This is a genomic window from Acrocarpospora sp. B8E8, from assembly GCF_039871605.1.
GTDB classification, from domain to species: domain Bacteria; phylum Actinomycetota; class Actinomycetes; order Streptosporangiales; family Streptosporangiaceae; genus Acrocarpospora; species Acrocarpospora macrocephala.
Genome location: NZ_JBDPLV010000054.1, coordinates 15624 through 41528 on the forward strand (window position 1 = coordinate 15624; position 25905 = coordinate 41528).

At 68.1% G+C, this 25905-nt stretch carries 17 protein-coding genes and 4 pseudogenes; 10 read left to right on the top strand and 11 right to left on the bottom strand.

From position 1 onward, the window contains the following. Nucleotides 1–29 precede the first annotated feature (29 nt). Nucleotides 30–1352, top strand: coding sequence for an FAD-binding monooxygenase (locus ABGB08_RS38130; RefSeq protein ID WP_347600947.1), 1323 nt, complete (start codon nt 30–32; stop codon nt 1350–1352). On the opposite strand, the gene ABGB08_RS38135 is transcribed toward ABGB08_RS38130, so the two are convergent. After that, complete coding sequence (locus ABGB08_RS38135) at nt 1333–2514, bottom strand: MFS transporter (RefSeq protein WP_347600949.1); 1182 nt, start codon at nt 2512–2514, stop codon at nt 1333–1335. The genes ABGB08_RS38130 and ABGB08_RS38135 overlap by 20 nt on opposite strands. On the opposite strand from ABGB08_RS38135, the gene ABGB08_RS38140 reads away from it, so the two are divergent. The 3 genes and pseudogenes from ABGB08_RS38140 to ABGB08_RS38150 all read left to right on the top strand — a co-directional run bounded on the left by ABGB08_RS38140 (nt 2513) and on the right by ABGB08_RS38150 (nt 3931). After that, nucleotides 2513–2614, top strand: coding sequence for a hypothetical protein (locus ABGB08_RS38140; protein WP_347600951.1), 102 nt, complete (start codon nt 2513–2515; stop codon nt 2612–2614). The genes ABGB08_RS38135 and ABGB08_RS38140 overlap by 2 nt on opposite strands. A gap of 1 nt (nt 2615) precedes the next feature. Beyond that, nucleotides 2616–3137: pseudogene (locus ABGB08_RS38145) on the top strand (sugar phosphate isomerase/epimerase family protein); the annotation flags it as partial. A 398-nt stretch (nt 3138–3535) separates the two neighbouring features. Then, nucleotides 3536–3931 carry a hypothetical protein gene (locus ABGB08_RS38150; protein ID WP_347601041.1) on the top strand — a complete coding sequence of 132 codons (396 nt, stop codon included), beginning with the start codon at nt 3536–3538 and terminating at the stop codon, nt 3929–3931. Here ABGB08_RS38150 and ABGB08_RS38155 read toward each other — a convergent pair. From ABGB08_RS38155 to ABGB08_RS38165, 3 genes are read right to left on the bottom strand one after another with little or no spacing between them, the layout of a single operon-like run. Next, nucleotides 3917–5218 (bottom strand): hypothetical protein, encoded by a 1302-nt coding sequence (locus ABGB08_RS38155; RefSeq protein ID WP_347600953.1) that lies wholly within the window; start codon nt 5216–5218, stop codon nt 3917–3919. The two genes, ABGB08_RS38150 and ABGB08_RS38155, sit on opposite strands and share 15 nt — an antisense overlap. A gap of 10 nt (nt 5219–5228) precedes the next feature. Further along, the gene (locus ABGB08_RS38160; protein WP_347600955.1) at nt 5229–7082 is read right to left on the bottom strand and encodes an ATP-binding protein; all 1854 of its coding nucleotides are present in this window, start codon (nt 7080–7082) and stop codon (nt 5229–5231) included. Then, a complete protein-coding gene (locus ABGB08_RS38165; protein WP_347600957.1) occupies nt 7079–8161 on the bottom strand; it encodes a hypothetical protein in 1083 nt (360 codons plus the stop codon). Before ABGB08_RS38165 ends, ABGB08_RS38160 begins: the two co-directional genes overlap by 4 nt. A 242-nt stretch (nt 8162–8403) precedes the next feature. Between ABGB08_RS38165 and fxsT the strand changes: the two genes are divergently transcribed. Then, complete coding sequence (gene fxsT / locus ABGB08_RS38170) at nt 8404–11292, top strand: FxSxx-COOH system tetratricopeptide repeat protein (protein ID WP_347600959.1); 2889 nt, start codon at nt 8404–8406, stop codon at nt 11290–11292. Nucleotides 11293–11411: 119 nt separating this feature from the next. After that, nucleotides 11412–13460 (top strand): serine/threonine-protein kinase, encoded by a 2049-nt coding sequence (locus tag ABGB08_RS38175; RefSeq protein ID WP_347600961.1) that lies wholly within the window; start codon nt 11412–11414, stop codon nt 13458–13460. A 99-nt stretch (nt 13461–13559) separates the two neighbouring features. Here the strand turns inward: ABGB08_RS38175 and ABGB08_RS38180 are convergent, their stop codons facing one another. Next, nucleotides 13560–15878: a helicase-associated domain-containing protein gene (locus ABGB08_RS38180; protein ID WP_347600963.1), complete on the bottom strand. Its 2319-nt coding sequence runs from the start codon at nt 15876–15878 to the stop codon at nt 13560–13562. Nucleotides 15879–16050: 172 nt separating this feature from the next. Between ABGB08_RS38180 and ABGB08_RS38185 the strand changes: the two genes are divergently transcribed. Both ABGB08_RS38185 and ABGB08_RS38190 read left to right on the top strand, forming a co-directional pair. Next, entirely contained in the window at nt 16051–16536 is a 486-nt protein-coding gene (locus ABGB08_RS38185; RefSeq protein ID WP_347600965.1) for a hypothetical protein, read from the top strand. Next, complete coding sequence (locus tag ABGB08_RS38190; protein ID WP_347600967.1) at nt 16533–18881, top strand: bifunctional polysaccharide deacetylase/glycosyltransferase family 2 protein; 2349 nt, start codon at nt 16533–16535, stop codon at nt 18879–18881. Before ABGB08_RS38185 ends, ABGB08_RS38190 begins: the two co-directional genes overlap by 4 nt. An 11-nt stretch (nt 18882–18892) precedes the next feature. Here ABGB08_RS38190 and ABGB08_RS38195 read toward each other — a convergent pair. After that, nucleotides 18893–19700: pseudogene (locus ABGB08_RS38195) on the bottom strand (histidine kinase). Further along, nucleotides 19680–20222: pseudogene (locus ABGB08_RS38200) on the bottom strand (sensor domain-containing protein); the annotation flags it as partial. The pseudogenes ABGB08_RS38200 and ABGB08_RS38195, both read right to left, overlap by 21 nt. Nucleotides 20223–20954: 732 nt before the next feature. Between ABGB08_RS38200 and ABGB08_RS38205 the strand changes: the two are divergent. Together ABGB08_RS38205 and ABGB08_RS38210 are read left to right on the top strand one after the other, a co-directional pair. After that, the gene (locus ABGB08_RS38205; protein ID WP_347600969.1) at nt 20955–22505 is read left to right on the top strand and encodes a pectate lyase; all 1551 of its coding nucleotides are present in this window, start codon (nt 20955–20957) and stop codon (nt 22503–22505) included. Nucleotides 22506–22808: 303 nt separating this feature from the next. After that, nucleotides 22809–23090: a metal-sensitive transcriptional regulator gene (locus ABGB08_RS38210; protein WP_347600971.1), complete on the top strand. Its 282-nt coding sequence runs from the start codon at nt 22809–22811 to the stop codon at nt 23088–23090. Between the two features lie 19 nt (nt 23091–23109). Here the strand turns inward: ABGB08_RS38210 and ABGB08_RS38215 are convergent, their stop codons facing one another. The 4 genes and pseudogenes from ABGB08_RS38215 to ABGB08_RS38230 form a co-directional block, all read right to left on the bottom strand. Further along, nucleotides 23110–23466, bottom strand: coding sequence for an SHOCT domain-containing protein (locus tag ABGB08_RS38215; protein ID WP_347600973.1), 357 nt, complete (start codon nt 23464–23466; stop codon nt 23110–23112). A gap of 130 nt (nt 23467–23596) precedes the next feature. Next, nucleotides 23597–24187: pseudogene (locus tag ABGB08_RS38220) on the bottom strand (cation transporter); the annotation flags it as partial. A gap of 49 nt (nt 24188–24236) precedes the next feature. Then, the gene (locus ABGB08_RS38225; RefSeq protein ID WP_347600975.1) at nt 24237–24446 is read right to left on the bottom strand and encodes a copper ion binding protein; all 210 of its coding nucleotides are present in this window, start codon (nt 24444–24446) and stop codon (nt 24237–24239) included. A 368-nt stretch (nt 24447–24814) separates the two neighbouring features. Then, nucleotides 24815–25762 (bottom strand): NlpC/P60 family protein, encoded by a 948-nt coding sequence (locus tag ABGB08_RS38230; RefSeq protein WP_347600977.1) that lies wholly within the window; start codon nt 25760–25762, stop codon nt 24815–24817. Between the last annotated feature and the right edge of the window lie 143 nt (nt 25763–25905).

Here is a 25905-nt window from a genome sequence, read left to right on the forward strand (position 1 = left end):
TCATGTTATTCGTCCGGAGGAGGTGCGCCATGGGGCGTGGTCACGCCGTCGTCCTCGGCGCGAGCATGGGCGGCCTGCTCGCCGCGCGAGCGCTCAGCGAGACGTTCGATCGGGTGACGCTGCTCGAACGCGACGAACTCCCCGCGGAACCCCGCGATCGTCGCGGCGTGCCGCAGGGGCGTCACGTGCACGTCCTGCTCCCGCGCGGCTCCCAGATCCTCGGCTCGTTCTTCCCCGGCCTCGCCGACGAACTGGGCGCGCTCGGCGTCCCGCGCACCCAGTTAGCGCGGCAGATCCGTTTCGTCGTCTCCGGCCACCGCCTCACCCGTGGCCATCCCGGGCCCATCATGCTTCAGCCGACCCGGCCCACCCTCGAGCACGCCGTACGCCGCCGGGTCGCCGCGCTGCCGGGCGTGGAGTTCGTCCAGGGATGCGATGTCACCGGCCTGACCACCACGGCGGGCCGGATCACCGGAGCACGCTTCGCCCGCCGCGCCGGGGGCGGTCCCGAGGAGACCGTCGAAGCCGACCTCGTCATCGACGCGCTGGGCCGATCCGGCCGCTCCCTCGACTGGCTCTCCCGGCTCGGCTACGCCCGTCCCCCCGAGGAACGCATCCAGGTCGGTATCCGGTATGTCAGCTGTTTCATGCGTACTCCACCCGACGCGCTCGCTCCCGAACAGGGCATTCTCGTCGGCCCTGTCCCCGGCCGCCCCAGCGGGATGGCGTTCATGGCCTGCGAGGGCGACCGCTGGCTGCTCACCGTCGCGGGGATGGCGGGCACCCAACCGCCCACCGACGTGGACGCCCTCATCGCCTTCATCCAGAAGATGACCCCGCCGGACTTCCACGAGGTCATCGCCAAGTCCGAACGCCTCTCCGACCCGGTCGTTCACGCCTTCCCGTCGAGCCTGCGCCGCCGCTACGAGAAACTTCGCGCGTACCCGGAAGGTCTGCTCGTCTTCGCGGACGGCCTGTGTAGCTTCAATCCGATTTACGGCCAGGGGATGACGGTCGCCTCCCTGCAAGCGGAAGCTCTCCGTACCTGCCTGGAGGCCGGAGAGCACAACCTCGCCCGCCGCTTCTACAAGGCCGCCGCCAAGGCCATCGACCCGGCCTGGCAACTCTCCGCCGCCGGCGACCTGGCACTCCCGGAGATCAAAGGCCCCCGCCCACTGGCCACCCGCCTGATCAACCGCTACGTCGCCAGACTGCACCGCGTCGGCGCCACCGACATCGCCGTGGCCGACGCCTTCTGGCGCGTGACCGGATACCTCGACCCGACCCCGGCGCTGCTGCGTCCACGCGTGGCTCTCCGGGTCTTCAGGAACCCTAGGCGACCGAGGCGGTGACGGAGGCGCGGCCCAGGTCTTCGGTCGGAATCTGGTACGTCTCCCGGGCCGAAGCCACCGCGATCACGCTGACGGCGCACAGGATCGCGGTGAAGATCCCGACTCCCACCCACCCCTGCAGCCCCAGCCAGCCCTCCGGGGAGACGATGCCCGCGGCCGACGCGACCGCGAAACCGGCGACCGCGAAGCCGATCTGGGTGCCGATGGCCATGCCCGAGAGGCGGACGCCGGTGGTGAACATCTCGCCGTACAGGGAGGGCCAGATACCGTTGGCGGCGCTGTAGACGACGCCGAGCGTGATCATTCCGACCAGGAAGATCAACGGGTAGTTGCCCGAGTTGATCGCGGCCAGGTAAGCGAAGATCATGATGGGGCTGCCGATCGCACCGACCAGGAAGACCGGCTTGCGGCCGATCCGGTCGGAGAGCCTGGCCCACAGCGGGATGGCGATCAGAGCGACCCCGTTGGCTGCGCTGCTGACCCAGAGCATGGTCGCGCGGTCCAGGCCGATCTCGTCGCTGGTGGCGTAGTTCAGCGCCCAGACCGTGAAGATCGTGCTGACGGTGGCGATGAGGGCGGCGCAGACGACGCGGAGCACGCTGGTCCAGTGGTCGCGGAAGAGCAGGGAGAGCGGCATCCTCGCGACGGTTCCCTCGGCCACCGACTGGGTGAAGGCGGGGGTTTCCTCGACGCGGCGGCGAATGACGTACCCGGCGATGGCGACCGCGACGCTCAGCCAGAACGGGACGCGCCAGCCCCAGCTGAGTAACTGGTCCTCCGGCAGGGCGGCGACCGGGATGAAGACCAGAGTGGCCAGGATCTGGCCGAACTGGGTGCCGTTGAGGGTGAAGCTGGTGTAGTAGCCGCGGCGGTTCGCGGGGGCGTGTTCCAGCGTCATCGAGTTGGCGCTGGCCTGCTCTCCGGCCGCGGACAGGCCTTGCAGGATGCGCAGGACGACCAGGAGGGCGGGGGCCAGGCCGCCGATCTGGTCGCGGGTGGGCAGGCAGCCGATGAGGAAGGTCGGGACGCCCATCAGGACGAGGGTGAAGACCATGATCTTCTTGCGGCCGAAGCGGTCGCCGACGTGGCCGAGAATGAACGCGCCCACCGGCCTGGCGGCGTAGGCCACCCCGAACGTGGCCAGGGACTGCAGCGGCGGCATGGTCGTCTTCCAGGCCGCGCAGGCGTTCCGCCTGTTCACCGGCCGCGAACCGGACGCCGAGCGCATGTTCGCCCACCTCACCAGCCTGGTCACGGCCTGAGATGCGGACGTCCATCGCGACCGTGTCGGTCGGCGGCACTCTGGCGGAGAAGCTCACCGCGAGAGCCGCCGCCGGATTCGACGGCGTTGAGATCTTCGAGAACGATCTGCTCGCGTCGCCGATGCCGCCCGCCGAGGTCCGGGCGCGGGCCGTCGATCTCGGCTTGAGCATCGATCTCTACCAGCCGTTCCGCGACTTCGAAGGCATGCCGGCCGACCTCCTGGCCGCGAATCTCCGCCGGGCCGACCACAAGTTCCGCCTCATGCGGCAGCTCGGGGCCGATCTGCTGCTGGTCTGCTCGAACGTGTCCCCGGCCGCGATCGGCTCCGACGAGCTGGCCGCCGAGCGGTTACGGTCGCTGGCGTCCCTGGCCGCCGAGTACGGCATCCGGATCGCGTACGAGGCCCTGGCCTGGGGGCGCCACGTCGACGACTACCTGCACGCCTGGCGCATCGTGCACCTGGCCGACCACCCCAACCTGGGCACCTGCCTGGATAGCTTCCACATCTTGTCCCGCGGCTCGGACCTGGTCCTCAACATCACCCAGGTCCAGGGCATCCCCACCCAGCACATCGCCCTGGCCTGCGACGACCTCGTCGCCACCGCCCGCGCCCTGCCCTCCGACCTGCTCCTGGAGATTCCCGCCAACTACCACGACGACCTCGACGCCCGCTACGACCTCCCGTTCGACCATCGCGCCCTCGGCATCATGTACGACCGCGACGACCACGGCGAATTCCTGCACCTCTACACGATCACCATCGGCCGGGTCTTCTTCGAACTCGTCCAGCGCGTCGGCGGCTACCAGGGCTACGGCGCCGTCAACGCCCCCGTCCGCCTGGCCGTCCAGCACAGCAGCTCTACATCGCGGTCCTGGAAAAGGCGTACACCGAAGTCCGCACGGTCGAACGAACCGTGGACGTGGCCCACCTGGCCCCCACCGCCGCCATCCGCACCCTCGCCGAACTCACCTTCGACCACCATGACGCCCACCGCGAGTTCATCAAACTGGTCGCCATCGAGAACATTCACCGAGGCGAGCACATCCGTAAATCCGAGGTCCTCGCCAACCTCGGCACCCCGGTCCTGGACCTCATCACCCGCATCCTGGAAGCGGGCCGCGTCAGCGGCGAATTCGACACCGAGGCCGACGCCATCGACGTCCACATGATGATCAGCGCCTTCTGCGTCTTCCGCGTCGCCAACCAGCACACCTTCGGGGCTCTGTTCGGCCGCGAGATGACCGCACCCCAGCATCGCGCCAAGCAGCGCCGAATGCTCGGAGAGATGATCGTCTCCTACCTACGCGGCAGCTGATCCGTAGACCACGTGCTCCCGCACCCCGGCCTTCCGTGGATCGCTGGAGAAACGCCCGCTCTTCGGGTCCCGCCCGGGCGGCAGAATCCGCCGCCCGGCCTGTACGCGGGGTACGGCATGCACATCGACGAAACCCGCCTCAGCCAGAAGCTGCGCGAACCCCGACACCAGATCGAAGATCCGTCCGGCTCGTACGGAGTTGGCCACGGAATACGCCACGAGCCCACCAGGGGCGACCACCCGGGAGATCTCAGCGAGATGGGTACGCAGGTTCTGGGCGTAAGCGCGTAGGGCGCGGCCGAGGAAGGTCCGTTCGGCGCCGAATTCGGATTCGTACCAGGCATGAAAGGCGGGCGGCAGGTCGATCGGACCGTCGATCGGCTGATGTCCGTACTTCGCGCCGACCTGATCGTTCCTCGGCATCGGCCAGCCGAAGGCCAGATACGACAGCCGCTGAATCTCGAAGTAGTCATATGTCACGAAATATGGCGGAGAAGTCACCACAGCATCGATGCTGGCATCGGCGAGGGGCAGCGCTCTCGCGTCGCCGCGAATGACCGTGGCCGGGGTGCGGAGATCGGTGAACTGCCCCTGTTCGGTGCCGCAGTCTCTGGCGAGCTGGCGTGCCCATCGCGGCAGGCTGTGCCGGAGCGGAATGGGCTCGCGGGCTGGGTCGGCGGTGGCCTTCACCGATCCGGCCAACCACCGGGATGACGGACGCAGCGACTGCGAGAGGGCGACGGTCACGAATCGCCTCGTTCTTGGGTCTTCGATACTCGCCACGACCGGTCTCCATGCGGTCAGCAGCCGAGCGTTCGCGTCTCCGAGCCAAGCGCTGAGATCGTCGTCGAGCTGGGAGGCCCGCGCCGGACCGACGAGGGCCAGCCGTTCGCAGACGGCGGCGGCCTCCCATGGATCCGGCGGCGGATCCAGGCGCAACCGCCCCACCGTGACGCCCAGCGTGCTGAGTTCCAGCCCGATCGCGTGCAGGCCGAGCTGACGGCTCGCGGACACGACCGTTCCGGTTCCGCAGAAAGGGTCCAGGATCGACATGACCGGCCGTTGGGCGACAGTGATGGCGCGGGCGAGGATGCCGGTGACGACGTCGGCGGCGAATCGTGCCGGATAGCGGTGGAACCAGCCCAGAACCACGTGATCTTCCGCGCGTACCAGACGATTGAGGGCGAGAGCCGGAACCGCCGCGCGGCGCGGACTGAAGGCGGGCTGTTCACCTGATTCCCAGTCCCAGGCGATCTCAGGGGTATCGGCTGAGGGCTGTGCCGTCAAGCGCGTCTCCTTAGGCGGTGTGCATGCGGCGAGATCGTGCCGGGCGCATCTGGACGAACACCGGATTGCGGAACACCGATCCGGTCATCAGGCACTGGCCCTGGCCGAGCGCGGGGACGGTCGACCAGAGCGCTTCGTGGACCCCGCCGGTGGTGGCCCGGACCGGGGCCAGATTTCCGGCCGACTTCAGCTGGTGGATGAAGCGGGTGTTCGCCAGCTCGAACAGCTCTTCGGGGACATGGCCGGGTTGTTGTGACACCAGCGCCAGGCCCATCCAGCGTTTGCGGCCGCGGCGGCTGATGACCTGCAGCTGGTCCAGCACGGCTCGCATCCGGGCGGCGCTTGACCGGGAAACGAACGTGTGCACTTCCTCGATGACCACGAGCACCGGTGGGCGCCTGGGAAGGCCCGCACCCAGGGGTTGATCACGTGGTACGGCGATGACCCGGTCGAACAGCGCCTGCAGGAGAAACGAAATGGCGATATTCCGGGCGGTGTCATTGGTCTCGCTCACGTCGAACACGCTCAGCCGTCGCGCGACGAGCAGGTCGTCGACGTTCAGATAGGGGGTGTTCCAGGTGGGCCCCCAGTCGAGCATGCCGGAACGACCGAGTTTGTAGAGCTTGTTCCGCAGCGTGGACGCGGTGCTCTTCTCCGGTATTCCGATCTTGCCGGTGAGTAGGGGAATGGTGCCGTTCTGGTCCTCCCGCAGGCCGTCGATCAGCGCACTGAGTGTGTACGGGCGATCCGGTTGCGGTGGCGACGGTGGGGCCAGCGCGCCCATCTTGCTCGGCCGGTTGGCCCGGGTCGCGTCCCGGCGCGCCTGGGCTGTGATCGCGCCCCACATGCGGACCTGCGGCTCGCTGAGTTCGAGGATGTCGGCCACGATCTCTTCCGGCACATCGGCGATCGGCACCTTGAAGAACACCGGCTCCGGGGCGTCCGTCTCTCCCGCGCTCGGCACGTACACGCGGCAGTCCGGGATCCCACGCGCCATCCTGTCCTCGAACCGCTCATTCAGGAGCGCCTTGAGGTGCGGCTCGTCGTTCGCCTGATCCATCCGGACGTACTCGCCCTCGACATCGATGGCGACGACCGCCCATCCGGCCCGGAGCGCCTCCTCCATCAGCACCTGGGTGGTGTTGGACTTTCCCGAGCCCACCGTGCCGAAGATTCCGACATTGCGCGGCAGGAATCCTTTGTTCGTGGAATCCGCCTCCACCGGCACGCCTTCGTACCCGAGCAGCGACCCGAGCCGCATGTCCCCCTCCAGCCCCAGCATGCGCCGGAGCCGATCGCTCGGATAGATGAACGCCTGCGAGTACGGCCGGGGCCGCGTCGACGTCGGCAGGACCATCTCCGATTCGGTGACCTCGCCCAGGATCTCGATCGTGCCGGACGCGTAGTACGTGGGCCGGAACTGGGTGCGATCCGGATGCAGCAGGGTGGTCCGGCTGATCGCCGAGTCCGGCCCAATCTCGTGTGGACTGTGAAACGGCCCTTCGACCACGCGGCCGAGAAATGTGATGCCCTGCTCCGTGTCGTGGATTCCCACGTAGGCGTCCCGCCGGAAATGCCTGCGCAACTGCTCGGACACCATGATGCCGGTGCTCGTGTTGTCGGTCCCCTGGCCGTCGAAGGCCACGAACCCGAGCGTGATGAGCGACCGCGAGAGGCTCTCCTCCGCCTCCTCGTGTCCTGACGCCGCTGGGTCCGCGTCATCCAACGGCGGTGGTTCCTGCGGTGTTTCCGCTGCCACGTCCTCGCCCGCCTCCTCATCGGAGTCACCATTGCCGTTGCCGTCATCGGTCAGGTCGTCGCTGTAGTCGTCTTCGGGCTCGGGGGCGCTCTCGTCCGTATTCATCCGCGGGTCCTTCGCGGGTCCAGATCGGCGATTCCCTGTTCCACACCCAGTTCCATGAGCCGGGTCTCCACAAAGCTCCGGAATTCGCCCCCCTTGAACATCGTGCGGGCGACGTTGTCGGCGAGGTCGATATGGAACGGGAAACCACGCGCGGTCGCCGCCGCACCTTCGTCCGGCAGCCCGCGCGTCCACAGCGCGTCGGACAGGAATAACGCCGCTGCTTCTTCCACCCGATCGCGATGGCATTCGAGCAGGAAAGCACGATGCCCCGCCTTCACCAGCAAGATGCTCACCTCCGGCCCCACCTCCGTGATGAACCCGCGAAAGGTGTCGCGATCCCTGTTGTTGAAGCCGGCACGCGTGGTCCCCCCATCCGCGTCGCCGTCCAGGAAAATCGTGAGGTCGTCCCGCAGCGTGCGGAGTTCCAGGAACTCGCCTGGCTCCAGAACGATGGCGGCATTGAGCACATCGATGTCCTCCGGACTTTCGCTGATCGCGACGAACCGCTGGTCGGCCACATAACGCCGGACAAGATCGAAGACCGGCGGCAGATTGTGCTCGGGCTTGCCCACGCCGGTGCGCAACTCGTAAGGGATCAGCTCGCCGTGGATCATCCGCCAGTCCGCCTCCTGGGCGAGCAGGATCTGACGTTCGCCGAACAACATCAGCGCCCGGCTGGCCAGATTCGAACTCCCGTGCACCTTGCGGAGGTTGTCGAAGAACTCCCGCGCGCTGTCTCCAGTGGCGGTCAGCTCGTGCTCGAATACCCTCGTCACCAGCCGGACGGACTCCCCGGTATTCGTCACCACGACAACACCGATCTGAATTTTGGTGCCGCTCAACAATGGCACCGCCGCGATGGTCCCATCCGCCGCGGCCACGATCCCCGAACGCAACAGGCTCTTCGCCCACGCCAGCGTTTCCGGCCGCGGCCGCCGAATCCGGGCGCGAATCGCGGGATTGTCCGCCAGGATCTCGGTCCGCAGCCGCTCCCGCCGCGCATGCGACGCGAGTACCGCCGTGTCGACGCGTTCCCTCAGGTGGTTGATGTGCTCTTCAAGTTCCGCCCACGGCGCCACCGCAAGAATGTCAGCGAGACTACGCACATCAGGTTGCCCTGAACGATCCTCCAACCAGCCTCCCACCACTAGGGTGACGCTTCGTGGTCGATCTTGACATTCTGGTACACGGTAACCGACATGTCAGAAAAAGATCCAGTCCTGACGCGATTCCGTGAACAAGCCAACGCGTTCTTCTCACGCGATAACTAATTCGGTGTGCCGATTGAGTGCGCCTGGCCATGGATTTGGAGGAGCGTCGCATGGAGGTGCTCAAGCCGCCGCAGGACCCCTCGACAGGGAAGCCCCGCATGACCCGTCGGCGCGCTCTGCTCGTCCTCGCCGCCACTGCGGCCGTAGCCGACGGAGCCTTCTGGCAGCTCCGCGGACCCACTCCGGTGTGGGTCTTCCGCACTGGCGGCTGGGTGGACTCCTCGCCGGTGGTGGTGGGTGATGTCGTCTGTGTCGGCAGCGAGATGACGCCCCTCGGTAAAGCTGGGAGAGGCGAACTGCCGGGAATCACGAAATCACATCCTGGTGCGGATCCGTTACTCGCTTCGTACAGTCAAGGTATGGATCCGGTGACCCTGTTGACCGTCGTGGGAACGTGCGCGGGTGTCATGGCGGCGGTCGTGGCCGTACTGCAATTACGGCGCACGCCGACATTGTCTGACGCGGAGTCATTGGGGGTGGAATCGCGGCCGCAAGCCGTACTGGCTGGTGAGGGAGGCGGAATGAGCGCCACCTCCCCTTCGCCGGTCGTCCTTCGGGCTCCCACCGGCCGCCTGGGCGAAGTCCGCGGACGCGATGAGATCCTGTCCGTCCTGGACCGATTGCTCGCCGCCCCCGACAGCCGCTTCCATGTGCTGACCGGCTTGGGCGGCGCGGGCAAGACGACGATCGCGCTCGCGCTGGCCGAGCGCGCCCAAAGACAGGGCCGTGCGTCATGGTGGGTGAATGCCACTCATGGTGCCTCCGTGACTGGCGCTCTGCTCACTCTGGCAGCGGATTTGGGAGCGCCTGTCGGCCAGGTGGAGGAGGCGCGGGCCGGGCGCCGCAATCCCGCCGATGTGCTTTGGGACAGACTGCAGGGCCGATCGGGCTGGTTGCTGGTGGTGGACAACGCCGACGATCCAGGTGGTTTGACCATTGGCAACGGCGAAGTGGGCGATGGGACCGGGTGGCTGCGGCCGACCACGGCCGGATTGATCGTAGTGACAAGTCGTGTCGCCGAGCCCAGGGTGTGGGGGCGGTACGGCATGACCCACACGATGTCCTCCCTGCCGGAACCTGACGGAGCGCGCATCCTGCTCGATCTGGCTCCCGGCGGCGGAACCGAACAGCAAGCTGCGGCGCTGTCCAGGCGTCTTGGAGGCTTGCCTCTGGCGTTGACGCACGCTGGAGCCTATATCGCCGCCCCGTTCTCCGAAGAGCGGACATTCGACGCATACTTGCACGCCCTGAACGACCGGCTGCCGCTGTTGATGGGCGATACCCCGGTTGTGGACACCTGGGAGGTGTCCCTGGATGCCCTGGCGGCGCAGGGGTATGAGCAGGCGCGCCCATTGCTCCGGGTTTTGTCATGCTTTGCGCCGTCAGTGGAGGTCAACTCGGTCGTTTTGGATTCGATCGTGCTGGGCGAGATATGTGGTGGGCCGTCGCGCGTCCGGCCCGGCCTGGACGCGCTGTTGTCGCTCAATCTCATCGGTATCCGGCCCGTACCGGGCCAGGACCGCCCCGGTGTGGTGGTGCATCCGATCGTCGCCGACGCCTGTCGGCTCCAGCTGACCACGCAGATCACCTCAGTGGCGGCGAGGGCGATGGACGCGGCTGTCCGAGGGTTGAAGCATGATCACCCTTCTGACTGGCCGACCTGGCTGGGCGTTATGCCGCATGCCGTTGAGTTGGTGCACATCGCCCCGGCGGTACTGGACGATTCCGGTCTAGCCGCGGTGGCGAGATCGACCGCCCGTGTCTGCCGTGCGCTGAAGCGAACCGGTGCCTACGGCGCCGCCGCCGACATCGCCGCCGCGGCTTTGTGGCACGCGGAGGGACTCGGCGCCGCCCACCCCGCTGTCTTGGATGTGCGGTACGCCCTGGGCGCCGCCAAGAGTTGCCTCGGGCGCAGTGTCGAGGCCGAGCACGACCTGCGCGACACGCTCAAGGCCCGGGCCCGGATCCTTGGCCCGGAACATCCCGATACCCTCGCGGCGCACCATGAAATGGCTCATGCCCTCATCGGCCAGGGCCGGTACGCCGACGCGGTGGCGGCCTACCAGGAGGTTCTCGAGTTGCGCGAGCGCGTGCTGGGCAAGGATCATCTGGACACCCTCAGCACCCGTCATGAGGTGGGGCGCACGCTCGGCAATCTGGGCAGGTTCGCCGCGTCGGAGACAGCCTGCCGTGACGTCTTGGTGGCTCGCCTGCGCGTCCTTGGCCCCGACCACCCCGACACCCTGGAAAGCCGCTATTACCTGACCCGCGCAATAGGCGAACAGGGCCAGTACGCGGCTGCGGAACGTGCGTTCAGCGAACTGGCCGCTGACAGAACCCGCATCCTGGGCGCGGAGCATCCGCAGACGCTGAAGACGCGCTTCAACATGATCTGGCAGATTGCTTCCCAGGGCCGCCACCAAGAGGCTGAGACCGCCTACCGGGAACTGTCCCAAGTCCAAGGGCGCGTCCTCGGCCAGGACCATCCCGACGCCCTGCTGACCCGTCTGAATCTGGGCATGGCCATGATCGACCTCGGGCGGCCCGCTGAGGCGGAGTCCGAATGCGCCGATGTGTTCAGCGCCTGGCGGCGGGTCGGGCAACCCGAGCATCCCTTCGCACTGGGCGCCCGATGGGTCAAAGCGCTTGCCGTCGCGTCTCTTGGTCGGCCAGCAGAAGCCGAGACGGAACTGAGTGCGGTGCTGAAGATCCAGCAGCAGGTCCTGGGCGACGACCACCCCGACGTGCTGGACGCTCGCCGCGACCTGTGCCGAATCCTGGTCCAGCTTGGGCGCGATTTGGACGCGGCCTGCGAACTCGACAGCCTGGTGGGCGCATACCGGCGGGTACGAGGGGTTAGCCATCCCGACACCCGGATGGTCGAAACCGAACGTGCCGCTCTCCGCAGCGGAGAAACCGGAACTGGCCTGCACAGGTAGACATCGCCGACCGGTTTCGAACTGGTTGGCCGGATGTGGTCGCACACGAGGGTGGTTCGGCGGTTGAGGGTTTGCGGAAGTATCGTGTGGATCGCCGAAGCAGTAAGGGAGGGAGCGGGATGCCGGATGTTCGCCCGCTCCGGCCGGGTGATCCTGAGCGGATCGGTGGCTACCGGCTTGTCGGCGTGCTCGGCTCCGGTGGCCAGGGAGTGGTCTATCGCGGGGTCGGCGAGGACGGGCGCGAGGTCGCCGTCAAACTGATCCACAGTCACCTGAGCCGCGATGACGACGTGCGGAAGGGTTTCCTGCGCGAGGTGGAGGCGGCGCGCAGGGTGGGCGCGGTCTACACGGCCGCCGTGCTGGATGTCGGGATGCTGGACGAGCGTCCGTACATCGTGAGCGAGTACGTCGCCGGTGACACGCTGCAGGCGTACGTACAGTCCTCGGGCCCGCGCACGGGCGGCGCGCTGGACCGGCTCGCGAACTCCACCCTGGCGGCGCTGGTCGCCATCCACAACGCCGGGATCGTGCACCGCGACTTCAAACCGGCCAATGTCCTGGTAGGACCCGAAGGTCCGATCGTGATTGACTTCGGGATCGCCAAGGCGTTGGACTCCACCACGCAGGCCTCGGGGCCGATCGGCACACCTACCTACATGTCGCCCGAGCAGTTCAGGGGCGAGCGCGTCGGACCCGCGTCCGACCTGTTCAGCTGGGCGGGCACGATGGTGTACGCCGCCACCGGCCGCCAGCCCTTCCCGGGGGACACGGTCCCCGCCATCGTGAACGGCGTCCTGAGCGGCTCGCCCGATCTCTCCGGGATGCCCCCTCATCTGGTGGACTCGATCCAGGCGTGCCTGGCCAAGGATCCCGCGGACCGGCCGGTCGCGGCCGACCTGCTACGACAGCTGATCAGGCGCACTGGGCCGACAGCCGGGCCGTTCCCGGAGCCTTCACCGGCACCGGACGCGGAGGTTCCGCCACGCCCGCCCAGGCAGATCAGCCGTCGAGTCCTGATCGGCGGCGCCGCCGCGGCCGCCGCGGCGGCGGTCTCCGCCTTCGCCGTTCTCCGGCCAGGAAGTGGTCTCTTCTCCCCGGGTGGAGAACAGGTCAATCCGCCAGGGAGGGACAGCGGTCCCTCCCTGTCCTCATCCTCATCCGCGTCCCCCAGCTCCTCGCCGACCCCGGCCGCCTCGCCCGAGCCCTTCGGCGCGCAGGTCAAGGACCCCGTCACCCTGACCGCGGGCAGCGGTGAGCCCACCGCCCTCGCCGCCGCCGGGGCCACCGTCGTCTGCGGTACGGCCAAGGGAACGGCACTGTTATGGGACATGAACACGGCCACGGCGGTCACCGAACTCGGCGACGGCGGAGGCTCGGTGACCTCGGTGGCGTCCGGCATCGTCAGCGGGACGCCGGTGACGGCCTCCGGCCACGCCGACGGCAGGATGCGGCTGTGGACCCAGACGGGTGCGGAACACGCCTCGCACCGGGCCGGCGACCCCATCATCGCCGTCTCGATCGGCGACCGAGCGGTCGCGGTCTCACAGAAGTACGACGGCATGACCGACCTCCACAGCGTCGTACGGCTCTGGGACATCGCCACCGGCAAGCAGATCGGCGCCACGATCACCGAACACTTCCAGGGTGTCAGGGGCCTGACATTCGGCAGACTCGGCCAGAACGACGTGCTCATCACAGGAGACGGCGGGGAACGAATCCGGGTGTGGAACCTGTCGACGGGAAAGCTGACACGCTCGTTCCGCACCGGCGAGATCGGCGGCATCGAACTGCTGGCCTGCGGCCAGATGAACGGCAAACCCGTCCTCGTCTCCACCCACCTGGACGCCACCCTGCGCGTCTATGACCTGGCCACCGGCAAGCGCAAGAAGCGGTGGACCTTCAGCGACGTGAGCCCCGACGACCGGGGCACCGCCGCCCTCACCGCGGGCCAATTCGGCGACGTGCCCATCGCGGTCGTCGCCCACTCCCCGGCAGGCGCCGACATCACCGTCCGGATCTGGAACCTCGACGACGGCGAGACCATCGGGACACTGGGTTCCGGCGGCGCGACCGGCACGCTAACACTGGCCGAGTTCGCCGGCCGCCCCATCGTCGTGACGGCCGGCGAGGACAGAATCCTCCGAACCTGGAGCCTCGGCCGAACATAACGGACACACTCGCTGCGCCGGCAGGCCGCCAGAAGTCCACCTCGGCCACGGCGGGACGGGCGGCGAGGAAACGGTACCAGCCGTCGTCGGTGGCCCGGATTACGTGAGGATGGCGCTGATCTTGGTCAGGGCGAGGCTTTGGAACTGGGCTAGTTCGTGGCACCAGACGTCGAGTTCGGCGCCGTGAGTCTCTGGGTTGCTGATGGTGAGATCCTCGCCGTCGTAGGTGACCCGGATCGTGCCGTGGTACTGCAAATCCATCGCTGCCCGCTCGCGCGCCTCAGCCGTCAGCCCGGTCGCGTGCTGGGCGAAAAGCTCACGTAGCCTGTGGTGGTTTGGCCTGGGCTCTGGAGCGCTCGCCGTGTCGATCAGCCACCTGGCGGCACTCTCCGCGCTGGCCGCCGCGGCTTTGGGCCGGAGCCGCCGCTGGGGGGCGCGCCGGGTGGGCGCCGTTGCGACGACCAGCGATCCGTCCGCCTCCTTCACGACTGGTGCGTACCCTGCTTCTCTGAGGAGAGCCAGGGTCTGTGCCGGATCGAGCGCGCTGGCGAGGACGGTGGGCGCGAGCAGCCGCGGACGCAGTTTGGCGAGCTTGCGATGTACGGCGAGCTCGGCCAGCAGACCCTGATCGTCACCCACCACACAGCAGCCCAGCGCGACCACGCCGATCTCCCCGTGCCGGCGAGCGACGTCATTGATCAGATATGTCAGCGCCTGCGGCAACGCCCCCGAGGCCACCGCTGTCAACGCGGCCAGCAGGTCGTCGGCCCGACGCCCGGCGTCCAGCGCGCGCCGTACAGAAGAGGGACTGAACCGCCAGGTGCCGCCGGATTCGCGGTCGGCGGCCCGGTCGAGGAGCTCGGCCAGGTCGGCGGAGGGTGGTCCGGTGACCACCGCGGTCAGGTCTGCCCCGAACAACGCCTGCTGCCGGGCGGCCGCGAGCAGGTCGCCCGCTGCCTTGGCCACCGAGTCCGTACGCAGGGCCAGGCCGAGCGGGCTGAGCGCGTCCGCGCCGACCAGGCCCAGCAGGTTGGCCTCGGCCAGGACCGCCGAGACAACCTCGGCCGCGCTCGCCGGCGAAAGCAGCGGCAGATGCCAGCTCGCTGCCGCCGCCACCTCCCGCGGCGACCGTACGGCGGCGTCGGAGGGGAGCAGCCCGAAAACCACCTCGCGGATGACCCTGGACGGAGTCCCAGGGCCGGGCGGGGTGATCGGGGTGCGTGGTTTGCCGTCATAGCGCCGGGTGGGGCTGATCGGCAGCCCCCACCAGGTCTCGATCAGCACGGCGAAGCGCTCCGCCTGTTCCAGAGCCAGCCATTCGTCGTAGCCCTCGGTAGGCGAGATGCCGTTGCGCCGCACCTCGGTCGTACGCCGGGTTCGTACCTCGGTCACCGGATTGGCGGCCAGCAGCCCGGCCCCGTGCGAGAGCTCCAGCAGCAGCCGGATCTCATCCTCGGCGCAACCGAGTTGCCTGGCCAGGCGACGGACCTCCTTGGCACCGACGCCACCGCCCTTGAGCTCTGGCAACGGCTCCGCCGACACGGCCTCCAGCAGCGCCGCGGCCCGGTCCAGAACCCGGAGAGCCGCGACCGACGACTCGTGCGCGACGAGTTCGGCGACGACGGGACCAGTGGTGATCTCAGGCTGCTCAGCCGGGATATTCACCCGGTAGTCGCGCCCGCGCAAGGCAAGTGCGACCTCCATGGGCATGACATAGGTGCCCTCCCAGTCCACATTCCAGACAAGCCCGTGCTCGCGGGCCCACCGAGCCGGGGTCATCGGGCGCTGCTGGTAGTAGCTGACGTGCGGGAACTCGTCGAGCGTCTGGACGGGCCCCTGCCACACGAAGCCGTCGAGCAGGTCGCGGGTTCCCTCGGGCGCCCGGGTGATGAGCGCCGCCAGCCGCTCATGGTCGGCGAGGATCGCCGCGACCGAGTCGACGAGCACCGCCTTGCGCCCTGTGCCCGCGCCGCCCAGCCGCTTGAGCATCTCAGTCAGGTCGGCGACGGTGACCTGTGCGAGAACCTCGGCGAGGCCCGGACCAAGCCCCAGCGGGGTGGGCAGGACCTGGAGCAGGGCAGAGCAGATCCGCAGCCCATCGCCGTCCCGCCACACCAGCGCACGCCGCTCGAGCTGGTCGAGCAGGTCGTCGCAATCGAATCCGTCGGGCAACAGGCCCATGAGGGGCCGACCAGCGCGAGCGGCCACCAGAACTGTCTCAGCGAGCAGCAGGCAGGGAAGCGGCGACCGGGACAGCGCCAGATACACCGAATCTGGGGCGCTCAGCCGGCCTGCCAGCTCGGCCAGCCGCCGCGGCGGAACCGGCCGCAACACATCCGCCCGGACGGCCAGCAGGCCGGCCAGCCTCTTCTCATCCAGCCCCGCCAGCCACCCCAGGAGCGCCTCGTCCACATCCACCTGCCGATTATCGCAGGCGCGACCGCGAGGGTGCCTGACGCGCTGATCGCATATCGACACCCTCGCTCTATCTAGCGGAACGCCTCGGGACCACCGCCGGACCGAACCGTGACATCCCCCTCGAACACCACTAATTCCCCCACAAGTTATCTCCGGTCACTACGATTTCTCCGTGTCCCCTGAGCAACACCACACGACAGCCGTCTTCGTCGACCAGAGCGGACGCCGTCGACGGCTGATCATGATCGGCTCGATCGTGTCGAGCGTGCTGGTCGTCGCGCTGCTCGCCGTCGTGATCGGAGGCATGTTCTCCGACACGACGCTCTCGGTGAACGGATGGCCGGGTGATCAGCCGGGAGCGGTGGGCGATACGGCTTCACCCAGTCGTACGGCGACGCCTCGGCCGAGCCTGTCGGAGCGGCCGACCCCCTCGGCGACACGCCCGCCAACGCGTCCGACCTCCAGCGCCACCGGCTCGGCCGCGCCATCGGCGACCCCGCGGCCCTCGCCCAGCCCGGTGCCGAGCGAGCGGCCGGAGTCGAGCCCCGACCCCACGACCGACCCCACCGCCGACCCCACAGACGGCGACGTGCCGCCCGGCCAGGACAAGACGCCGCCGGGACATGACCCGAACCGGACGAAGGGCCCGAAGCAGTGAGTGGCCTCGCCGATGAGGACGGCCAGATCTGGCCGCCCGCGCCGGTCCCGGCCTGGCAGGACTTCCGCTCGGCTCAGCAGCGGAACGAAACCGCGCAGGACCCGCTCGCCGCATTGGCGACGCCACCCCCCACGGACTCTCCCGCACCATCCCCGATGCCGCCCCCCGCGGCGACCGCGAGGACGCCGGCCGCCCCCCGAGGGCACTGGTTCCTCCTCGCCGTCGGCATGCTGCTGGTCGCCGCCGCACTGATGCTCAACGGGTACGTGACCAACGTCGTCGGCGAGACGCACGCGACCCCGCCCGCCGCCGACCGCCCCTCCGCCGAGTTGGAGAAGGTACGGCACGGCGGTCCCATCCTCAACATCACAGGAAACGAGCCCGCCAGCGCGCGCTTGCCGAGCAGGACCATCGCGCTGACATTCGACGACGGCCCCGATCCCGGCTGGACGCCGCAGGTGCTGGACACGCTGAAGAAGTACGGCGCCAAGGCGACGTTCTTCGCGGTCGGCTCGAAGGTGGCGAAGTACCCCGAGCTGGCGCGGCGCATTGTCGCCGAAGGCCACGAGCTGGGCAACCACACCTACTCGCACGCCGACCTGACGGCGGTGCCCGGCTGGCGGCTCAGGCTGGAGTTGTCCCTTACGCAGCGGGCACTGGCGGGAGCGACGGGTCTGCACACGACGCTGGCCCGCCCGCCGTACTCGTCCACACCCGCGGCGATCACCGGCCCCCAGTGGGCGAGCATGAAGGAGCTGGCGGCCCAGGGGTATCTCCTCGCGCTGGCGGACCTCGACACCAGGGACTGGAGCCGCCCCGGCACGGCGAAGATCGTGAAGTCCGCGCTCCCCGCGAGGGGTCGGGGCGCCGTCGTCATGATGCACGACTCGGGCGGCGACCGGCGGCAGACCGTCGAGGCCGTCGATCATGTCCTGAAAGATCTGACGGGCAAGGGCTACCGGGCCGTCACGGTGACCATGGCGCTCGGTATGCCGTCGGCGCACCGACAGGCCGGCGCGGCGGACCGGTTCGTCGGCTCCGCGCTGAACCTGGCCCAGCGCGCCGCGGAGACGTTCACCGACGCGCTGTCGTGGGTGCTGTTCGCCGCCGGGGCGCTCACGCTGGGAAGGCTCGGCTTCTTCGCGGTGCTCGCGTGGGCGCACGCGCACCGCAGGAGGGGTGGAAAGCGGCGCAGGGGCCGTGCGCCCGCATGGCCCACGCCCCCGCCGGTGACCTTGATCGTGCCCGCCTACAACGAGGCGGCCGGGATCCAGGCGACGGTACGCTCACTGGTCTCCACCACCTACCAAGGCGAACTCGAGATCCTCGTCGTCGACGACGGCTCGACCGACGACACCGCCGAGCTGGCGGCGGCGCTTGGGCTTCCCGGCGTCCGGGTGATCCGCCGGCCCAACGGCGGCAAGCCGGCCGCGCTCAACACCGGCATCGCGCAAGCCGCGCACGAGCTCCTCATCATGGTGGACGGCGACACCGTCTTCGAACCCGCCACGATCGGGCACCTGGTCCGCCAGCTCGCCGACCCAGCGGTCGGTGCGGTGAGCGGTAACACCAAGGTCGGCAACCGGCGCGGCATGATCGGACGCTGGCAGCACATCGAGTACGTCATCGGCTTCAACCTCGACCGGCGCGCCTTCGAACTGCTCGACTGCATGGCGACCGTGCCCGGCGCGATCGGGGCGTTCCGGCGTTCGGCGCTGGTGGCGCTGGGCGGGGTCAGCACGGCCACGTTGGCCGAGGACACCGACCTCACGATGACGCTGTGCCGGGCCGGATGGCGCGTGGTCTACGAGGAGAAGGCGCTGGCCTGGACCGAGGCGCCGACCTCGCTCGGCCAACTGTGGAAGCAGCGCTACCGCTGGTGCTACGGCACCCTGCAGGCGATGTGGAAGCATCGGCGCGCCGTCCTCGAACGCGACCCGTTCGGCCGCCGCTGCCTCGGCTACCTGACCCTGTTTCAGGTGCTGCTGCCCCTGCTTGCCCCCGTCGTCGACCTCATGGCGATCTACAGCACGGCCGTGGGCGACCCCCTGCCGGTCGTGGCGGTATGGGCTGGTTTCGTGGTGGTGCAGGTGCTGACCGGCTGGTACGCCCTCCGCCTGGACGGCGAGCGCGCCTCCGCGCTGTGGGTCCTGCCGCTACAGCAGTTCGTCTACCGTCAGCTCATGTACCTCGTGGTCATCCAGTCGCTGGCGACGGCGCTGCTCGGCGTACGACTGCGCTGGCACACCGTTCGCCGGGAGGGCACGTTCAGCGATCCCGGCGACACCGGCAAGCAGACACGGGAGATGCCGCCAATGCGCCCAACGGCCGACCTCCCCCGATGAGGTGGCCGTCGTCATGGCTGGTTGTTGAGGAAGGTGAGGACGGCGAGTACGCGGCGGTGGCCGCTGTCGGTGGGAGGTAGGGCCGAGTTTGGCGAAGATGTTGCCGATGTGTTTGTGTACCGCGTTGTCGGTGATCACCAGGTGCTCGCCGATGGTGGTGTTGCCGAGACCTTGTGCCATCAGGGCTAGGACTTCGCGTTCACGCCTGGTGAGCGTCTGGATGGTGTTCTTGCCCTGGCTGGTCATGAGCTGGGCGATGACTTCTGGGTCCATGACCATGCCGCCCCTGGCGACCCGGTGCAGGGCGTCAACGAACTCGCCCACCCGGCTCACCCGGTCTTTGAGCAGGTAACCAACCGCTCCGTGACCGTCGGAAAGCAGTTCCTTCGCATACACCTGCTCGACGTACTGCGACAGGACCAGAACCGGCAGGCCAGGCCGGGCGCGGCGAATCTCGAGCGCGCCGGCCAGCCCTCGATCGGCGAGGATCGGCGGATACATCGTCCGGATCACATCACGCAGCTCCGACATGGCCTGCTCTGCCCCCTCGTGGGCATGTCGCAGGAGCTCCGCCAGTGCCTTGGAGCCATCGGGGAGCGTCTCTCTGGCCATGCCCAACTGCATGGCGATGGCCACCAGCCGGGCCTGCGTGCCGTCGTGGAGATCCCGCTCGATGCGGCGCAGCTCGGCCCCGTGGGCATCCAGCACGCCCGCCCGGCTCTCGCTCAGCTCGCCGACACGCTCGGCGAGCTGGTCGGCGTCCGAAGGCTCGAGCGCGGCCAGACAGGTGCGCGCGTGGAAGCGCGCCAATTTCGGCACCGCCCAGAACGCCGCCAGCGCCGAGATCACGATCTGCACGCCCCCCAGGGCCAGCGCCCCGCTCCAGCTGGTCACGGGGATGGACGCCAGCAGCTGGAGCGGCGCGTCGGCGGGAAACAGCCACCACAGGGACGCCGCGACGACGGTGAACACGGCGGTGCCGATGCAGGCCAGCGCGGCAAGGCCGGCGGGAATGCCGGTGGCGATGTGCCGCCACACCCACCCGATGTCTCGTCGGGTCTCAGGGTCGTCCAGCACCTGACGCCATTGCGCGCGAATGCCCTGGCTCAGCGACACATATCTGGAGGACACCGGCACGCCGAGCAACCCGGCGGCACGGCGGCGATTCCACTCCGCCCACCGCCGCAGCGCGACCAGAGCCCGCGGGAAAATCACCAGGCCGGCGCCGGCCAGGCCAGTGGACAGCGCCGCCGCCGCGAGGAGCGGCGGCACAACATCGTCGCGATGGCACCCGGCAGCCCGAGCAACAAGTACCTGCCACCGCGCCACACATCTCTCCATCGCTCCCGCATGGCGTCCAGTCTGCAAGCCGGGCCGCGCGCCCGGCACTACAGCAGACTCCCCTTTCTTCCTCCCCTCCTGGCCGAGCCGGCGATGCCACGCAGTGCCGTACTAGCGCGTGGCAGTGCCGGTGTCCCAGGCCCAGGCGGCGATGCCGACGCGGTTGCGTTCGGGCGAGTTTGCGCTGGATCGCCGCGAGGTGGTTCTTCACGGTGCGACCACGCACCGCGATCATCCCGGCGACGGCGGTCGCCGGGACACTGGGTTCCGGCGGCGCGACCGGCACGCTAACACTGGCCGAGTTCGCCTCTCGCCCCATCGTTGTGACGGCTGGCGAGGACAGAATTCTCCGAACCTGGAGCCTCGGCCGAACGTAACGATCCTTTTTACGACGCCTCCATTCGAAGGATGCTGACTGTCGGCTGAGGTCGTCGGGGATGCCTGTTGCAGGTTTGTTGCAGGATTCGCACTTTCCATTGACGCCTTTTGACAGCCGCCGTTATGGTCCGGCTAAGTGGAAAGCGCTTTCCGTCAGCTTTTCGGCGTACGGCTCTCGGCGTTCCCCCTTCGCCGTGGGGCCGGCACGCCGCATCACGTCACCGGTCTTTACGCCGCCCCGCGCGGATTTCGTGTGCCAGCACTTCTACGGCATAGCCACCCGGCAGCAGGCCCGCAGCGCCGACCGGAGAGAGAAGAACGCACCCAGCATTCGAAGACGAAGGTGAGAAGAGGATGAGACGAGCAGTCGCATTGCGACTTCAGGCGGCGCTGGCCACGGCGGCCATTGTGGCCGCGGTTGGGGTGGCCTTACCGGCACTCCAGGCGTCGGCAGCGGTCGGCAGCGCCACCGGCTACGCGAGCGCCAACGGCGGGACCACCGGCGGTGCGGGCGGGCAGACGGTGCGGGCCACCACGGGGACCGCGATCCATGCGGCTCTGTGCAGTCGGGCCAGCAGCAGCACCCCGATCACCATCGAGGTCGAGGGGACCATCAATCACGGCAACACCAGCAAGGTGTCGGGCGCAAGCTGCAACACCGCCGCCGGCCTGATCGAGCTCAAGCAGATCAGCAACGTCACGATCATCGGGGTCGGCAACGGGGCGGTCTTCGACCAGCTGGGCATCCACATCCGCGAGGCCAGGAACATCATCCTCCAGAACGTGACCATCCGGAACGTCAAGAAGTCGGGTTCGCCCACGTCCAACGGTGGTGACGCCATCGGCATGGAGAGCGGCGTCCGCAACGTCTGGGCCGATCACGTCACCCTGGAGGCCTCTGGTGGAGAGTCGGAGGGCTTCGACGGCCTCTTCGACATGAAGGACGACACCCAGTACGTGACCCTGTCCTACAGCATCCTGCGCAACTCCGGCCGCGGCGGGCTCATCGGGTCCAGCGAGAGCGACCGCTCGAACGGCTTCATCACGTTCCACCACAACCTGTACGAGAACATCGACTCCCGTACGCCCCTGCTGCGGGGCGGCATCGCGCACATCTACAACAACTCCTACGTGAGCCTCCACGAGTCCGGGATCAACTCCCGAGCCGGGGCTCGCGCCAAGGTGGAGAACAACTACTTCAAGGACTCCAAGGACGTCCTGGGCACCTTCTACACCAGCGAGGCCGGCTACTGGCAGGTCAGCGGCAACATCTTCGACAACGTGACCTGGTCCAGCCCCGGCGGCGAGAACAACCCCGCCGGCCCCAACCCGCAGTCCAACACCACCGTCAGCGTTCCGTACTCCTACAGCCTCGACGGGGCCAGCTGCGTGCCGAACATCGTCCGCCAGACCGCGGGGGCCAACAAGGGTCTGCAGGTGTCGAACGGCAGCTGCTCGCCGCAGACACCGAGCCCAACGCCGTCAGCCAGCCCTTCACCGTCAGCTAGTCCTGCTCCGTCAACCAGCCCTTCACCCAGCGGAACCAACCTCAGCATCGGGGCCGGCTCCGACGGCTCCAGCAAGGCTGACGGGACGAGCTACGGCAATGTGCGGGACGGCGACATGAGCACCTACTGGTCGCCGGTCGGCTCGACCGGTGACATCTCGATCAAGTGGAGTTCCGCCAAGACCGTGTCCAGGGTCATCATCCGTGAGGCGTCAGGCTCCGCGGGCAGCATCGGATCCTGGCAGGTCATCAACGGCGGCACTGGCGCCGTCCTGAAATCCGGCAGTGGGGCGGGCGCCATCACCTTCGCCCCGACCTCGCTGAGCAAGATCACCTTCAGGATCACCAGCTCGACCGGCGCGCCGAAGGTCGCCGAGTTCGAGACCTACGCCGCGTAGCGGACCTGTCCCGCCGGAACGGGGCCCGTCAGACGACGGGCCCCGGCACGGTAAGCCTCGGCCGAACGTAACGACACCTTCACCGCCTTCCCGGTGGGCACGGTCAGATCATGGTCACGAACAGCGCTCCCGCTCCAGTACGACCATCAGCCGCCGCGCGCATGACGGCTGATGAATGGGGCTCGTCGGCCGGCCTCAACGCTGATCATTCCCGTCGACGCGGCGTCCACGGACCGGACGAGTCGGTGAAATACCGTACACGGGTATGCTGCTGAGCATTGTGTGGGAACGGGAGGACGACAGATGGCCGGTTACTCGCACAACAAGCAGGACCACGCGCGGCGGCTTCGGCGGGTCGAGGGGCAGGTCCGCGGGCTGCAGCGGATGGTCGAGGATGACAAGTACTGCATTGACGTCCTCACGCAAGTGTCGGCGGCCACGAGCGCTCTGCAGTCCTTCGCCTTGTCCCTGCTCGAAGAACATCTGGCGCACTGTGTCGCTGAAGCCGCCCAGAAGGGCGGAGCCGAAGCCGACGCCAAGGTCAAGGAAGCCGCTGAAGCCATCGCGCGGCTCGTCCGTTCCTGAGTTGCCATCAACGCCCGTCCTATCCGGTCGTGCCCCGCGCTGAAGGCGCGGCGCCGACCAGCACCTGCAGGCGCTGGGTGTACTCGTCCTCGTCGATCTCGCCGCGAGCGAACCGGTCGGCGAGGACCTGTTGCGGCGTCAGTGTCTGGGCGGCCACCGCCCCCGGCCGGCCGCCGCCACCCAGGGACCGGACCAGCAACACGATGCCGGTGATAATCAGGCCCCAGAAGAGCAGGCCGCTGACAGTCATGAGCACCATGCCCCAGCCGCCCATGCCGTTGCCCCAGTACATCATCGTGATCTCCTCCATCCACCGGCCGGACTTGCGGGATACCTCCACCGTGCTCTCGACTGCCCGGGCCGGGTATGGGCGCACGTCACGTGCGGCAGGGTCAAAGGTCCTACCCCCTGGGGGTAGGGACCGTGGGAGGTCTTCGCCCCCTGCCGCGCTGCCCGCCTTCACCCGGACCACGGTGCGCTGAAGCGGTAACGCCGGCGGCGGCCTACAGGTAGATATTGCCGCTGCCGTCGCCGCGCGCGATGGTGAAATCGAATCCGTGTGTCATGCCGGGGGTGCCCGCCGTACCGAAGAACAGCGCCCACAGTGACCAGCCGAGTGCGGCGATGGTGCCCAGCGACACCAGGGTGTCCATGGTCGCGGCGCCATGCCGCAGGTTGGTCCAGGCCGCCTTGTGGAACGGCCAGCCCGCGTACACCACCACGGGCGCCGCCAGTGTCAGCGACAGCCACTGCCAGTTGGTGAACTGCAGCGCGGGGACCATCGCCATGGCGATCACTGGAACCGCCAGTACCAGCGAGGTGATCAGCCTGGCCCGCAGCGGGGCCAGTTCGTCCCCCTGCTCCTGCGGGCCGGTACCGGTCTCGCCGACGGGCGCAGCGGCGAGCTGGGCCGTATATCCGGCTTTGGCCACCTCGGTGATCAGGTCCTGTGGATCGACTTCCGGCGGGAACAGGACTTTGGCTTTCTCGGTGGCGTAGTTGACCGTCGCGGTGACGCCGTCCAGCTTGTTGAGCTTGCGTTCGATCCGGTTCGCGCAGGACGCACAAGTCATGCCGCCGATCGAGAGTTCGGCCACTTTGCCAGTGGCAAGTGGTGTGTCATTGGTGAGGGGTTGGCGGCGGAGTTCATGACGGATCCACTTCGTATCCGGCCTCTTGGACAGCGGCCTTGATCTGCTCACTGTCGATCGGGTCATCGCTCTCCACGGTCAGGAGCCCGCTCGCCAGGTCGACCTCCACCGCGGTGACACCAGAGATCTCCCCGACCTCTTCCTTGACGGAGCTGACACAGTGACCGCAGGTCATTCCCTTGACGGTGTAGGTGGCGGTGGCCATGGCGATCATTCCTCTTTCTGGGTTGATCGAGAACGGACGAGGCTTCGATTACCCCCATGGGGTATGCCAACGCAGGGAAAAGTAGCATACCCCCCGGGGGTTTGCGCAAGATTGCCCGGGTGCTGCAGCCTTCCTCCCGTTCTGTGGACAGGTCACAGCAGAGGGAACGGGAAGTCTGCGCAGGCAGCTAGAGGCGCGGAGGACGCAAGAGATGCGCCTGCGCGGATGTCTTCTTCATTTCGGCGATGGTGTCGACCGACCAGGCGAAAGGGTCATGACGCGCAACCTCGCCGGAGCGATCCGCGTGAGTCTCGGGGGCGCTGAGTCGGTTGCCGCTCCGCGTCGAGGCCGTTGACCTCTCGTCGAGTTCAGGGGCGGACGGCGCCGAGGAAGCGGCCTCGCCAGTAGCCGTCAATGTTGACCACCTTGACGACGTCGCCGGTCTGCGGAGAGTGGACCATCTTCCCGTCACCCGCGTAGATGCCCATGTGTCCCAATCCCCGGCTGAACAGCAGATCACCCGGTTGCAGTGCGTCCAAGGGGACTCGGCGGCTGGCACCCCAGGCCCACTGCTCGTAGGTGGTGCGGGGCAGTTGGACACCCGCGGCTCTCCAGGAAGCCTGGGAGAAGCCCGAGCAGTCGTAGGAACCCGGGCCCGTGGCGCCGTATCTGTACGGCTTGCCGACCTGAGCGAAGGCGAACTCAAGGGCCACGCGCGCGTCCCCGGAGGCGGGCCCGGTGTAGGCGATTCCCGTACTGTTCGGGTCGCCGACATTGAAGGCACCCAGCTGGCGCAGGAGTTTTGTCTGCTCTCTTACCAGCTGATCAGCCTTCTTCTTCTCCTTGCCCACCTTGTCGCGTTCCGTGTCCGCCTCAGCGAGCACGACCTTGGCCTCGTCGCGCTGGGCGCGCAACTCCACGGTGGTCGCCTCGAAGGAGCGCAGCGCTTCCGACTGGGTCCGGGCCATCTGGTCGATGGAGGTCATCCGGCTCAGCATCGCGTCAGCGTTTTCAGAGTCGAGGAATCCCTGCATGCCGGACAGCCCGCCGAACTGGTAGCTGCCGACCGCCAGCGAGACGAGACCCTCGCGGAGGGCGTCGAGTCGTGCGCGCTTGCGTTCCAGTGCGGTGTTGAGACCCTGGTACTTCTTCCTGGCCTTCTGGTACGACTCGGTGGCTTGGTTGTACTTCTCGACCACCTCGTCGGCCTGCTCGTTGAGCTTCACCAACTTGGCACGGGCTTGTGCGATGGTCGGCCGGGGTTCGGCGGTCGCACCGCCTTGAGCGACCAGCAGCGCGAGTAGGAGAAGACCCACGGTCACTGGTATTCGCCCAAGTCTCACCGACGCAGCCACTACTATTTCTCCTCGTATTCCCGACTTGGGCGAATAGTACAGAAGATCGCAGAGCTGAATCGGCTGTTCGCCGGATCGCAGGTGTGACGGTCAGTCGGCGCAGC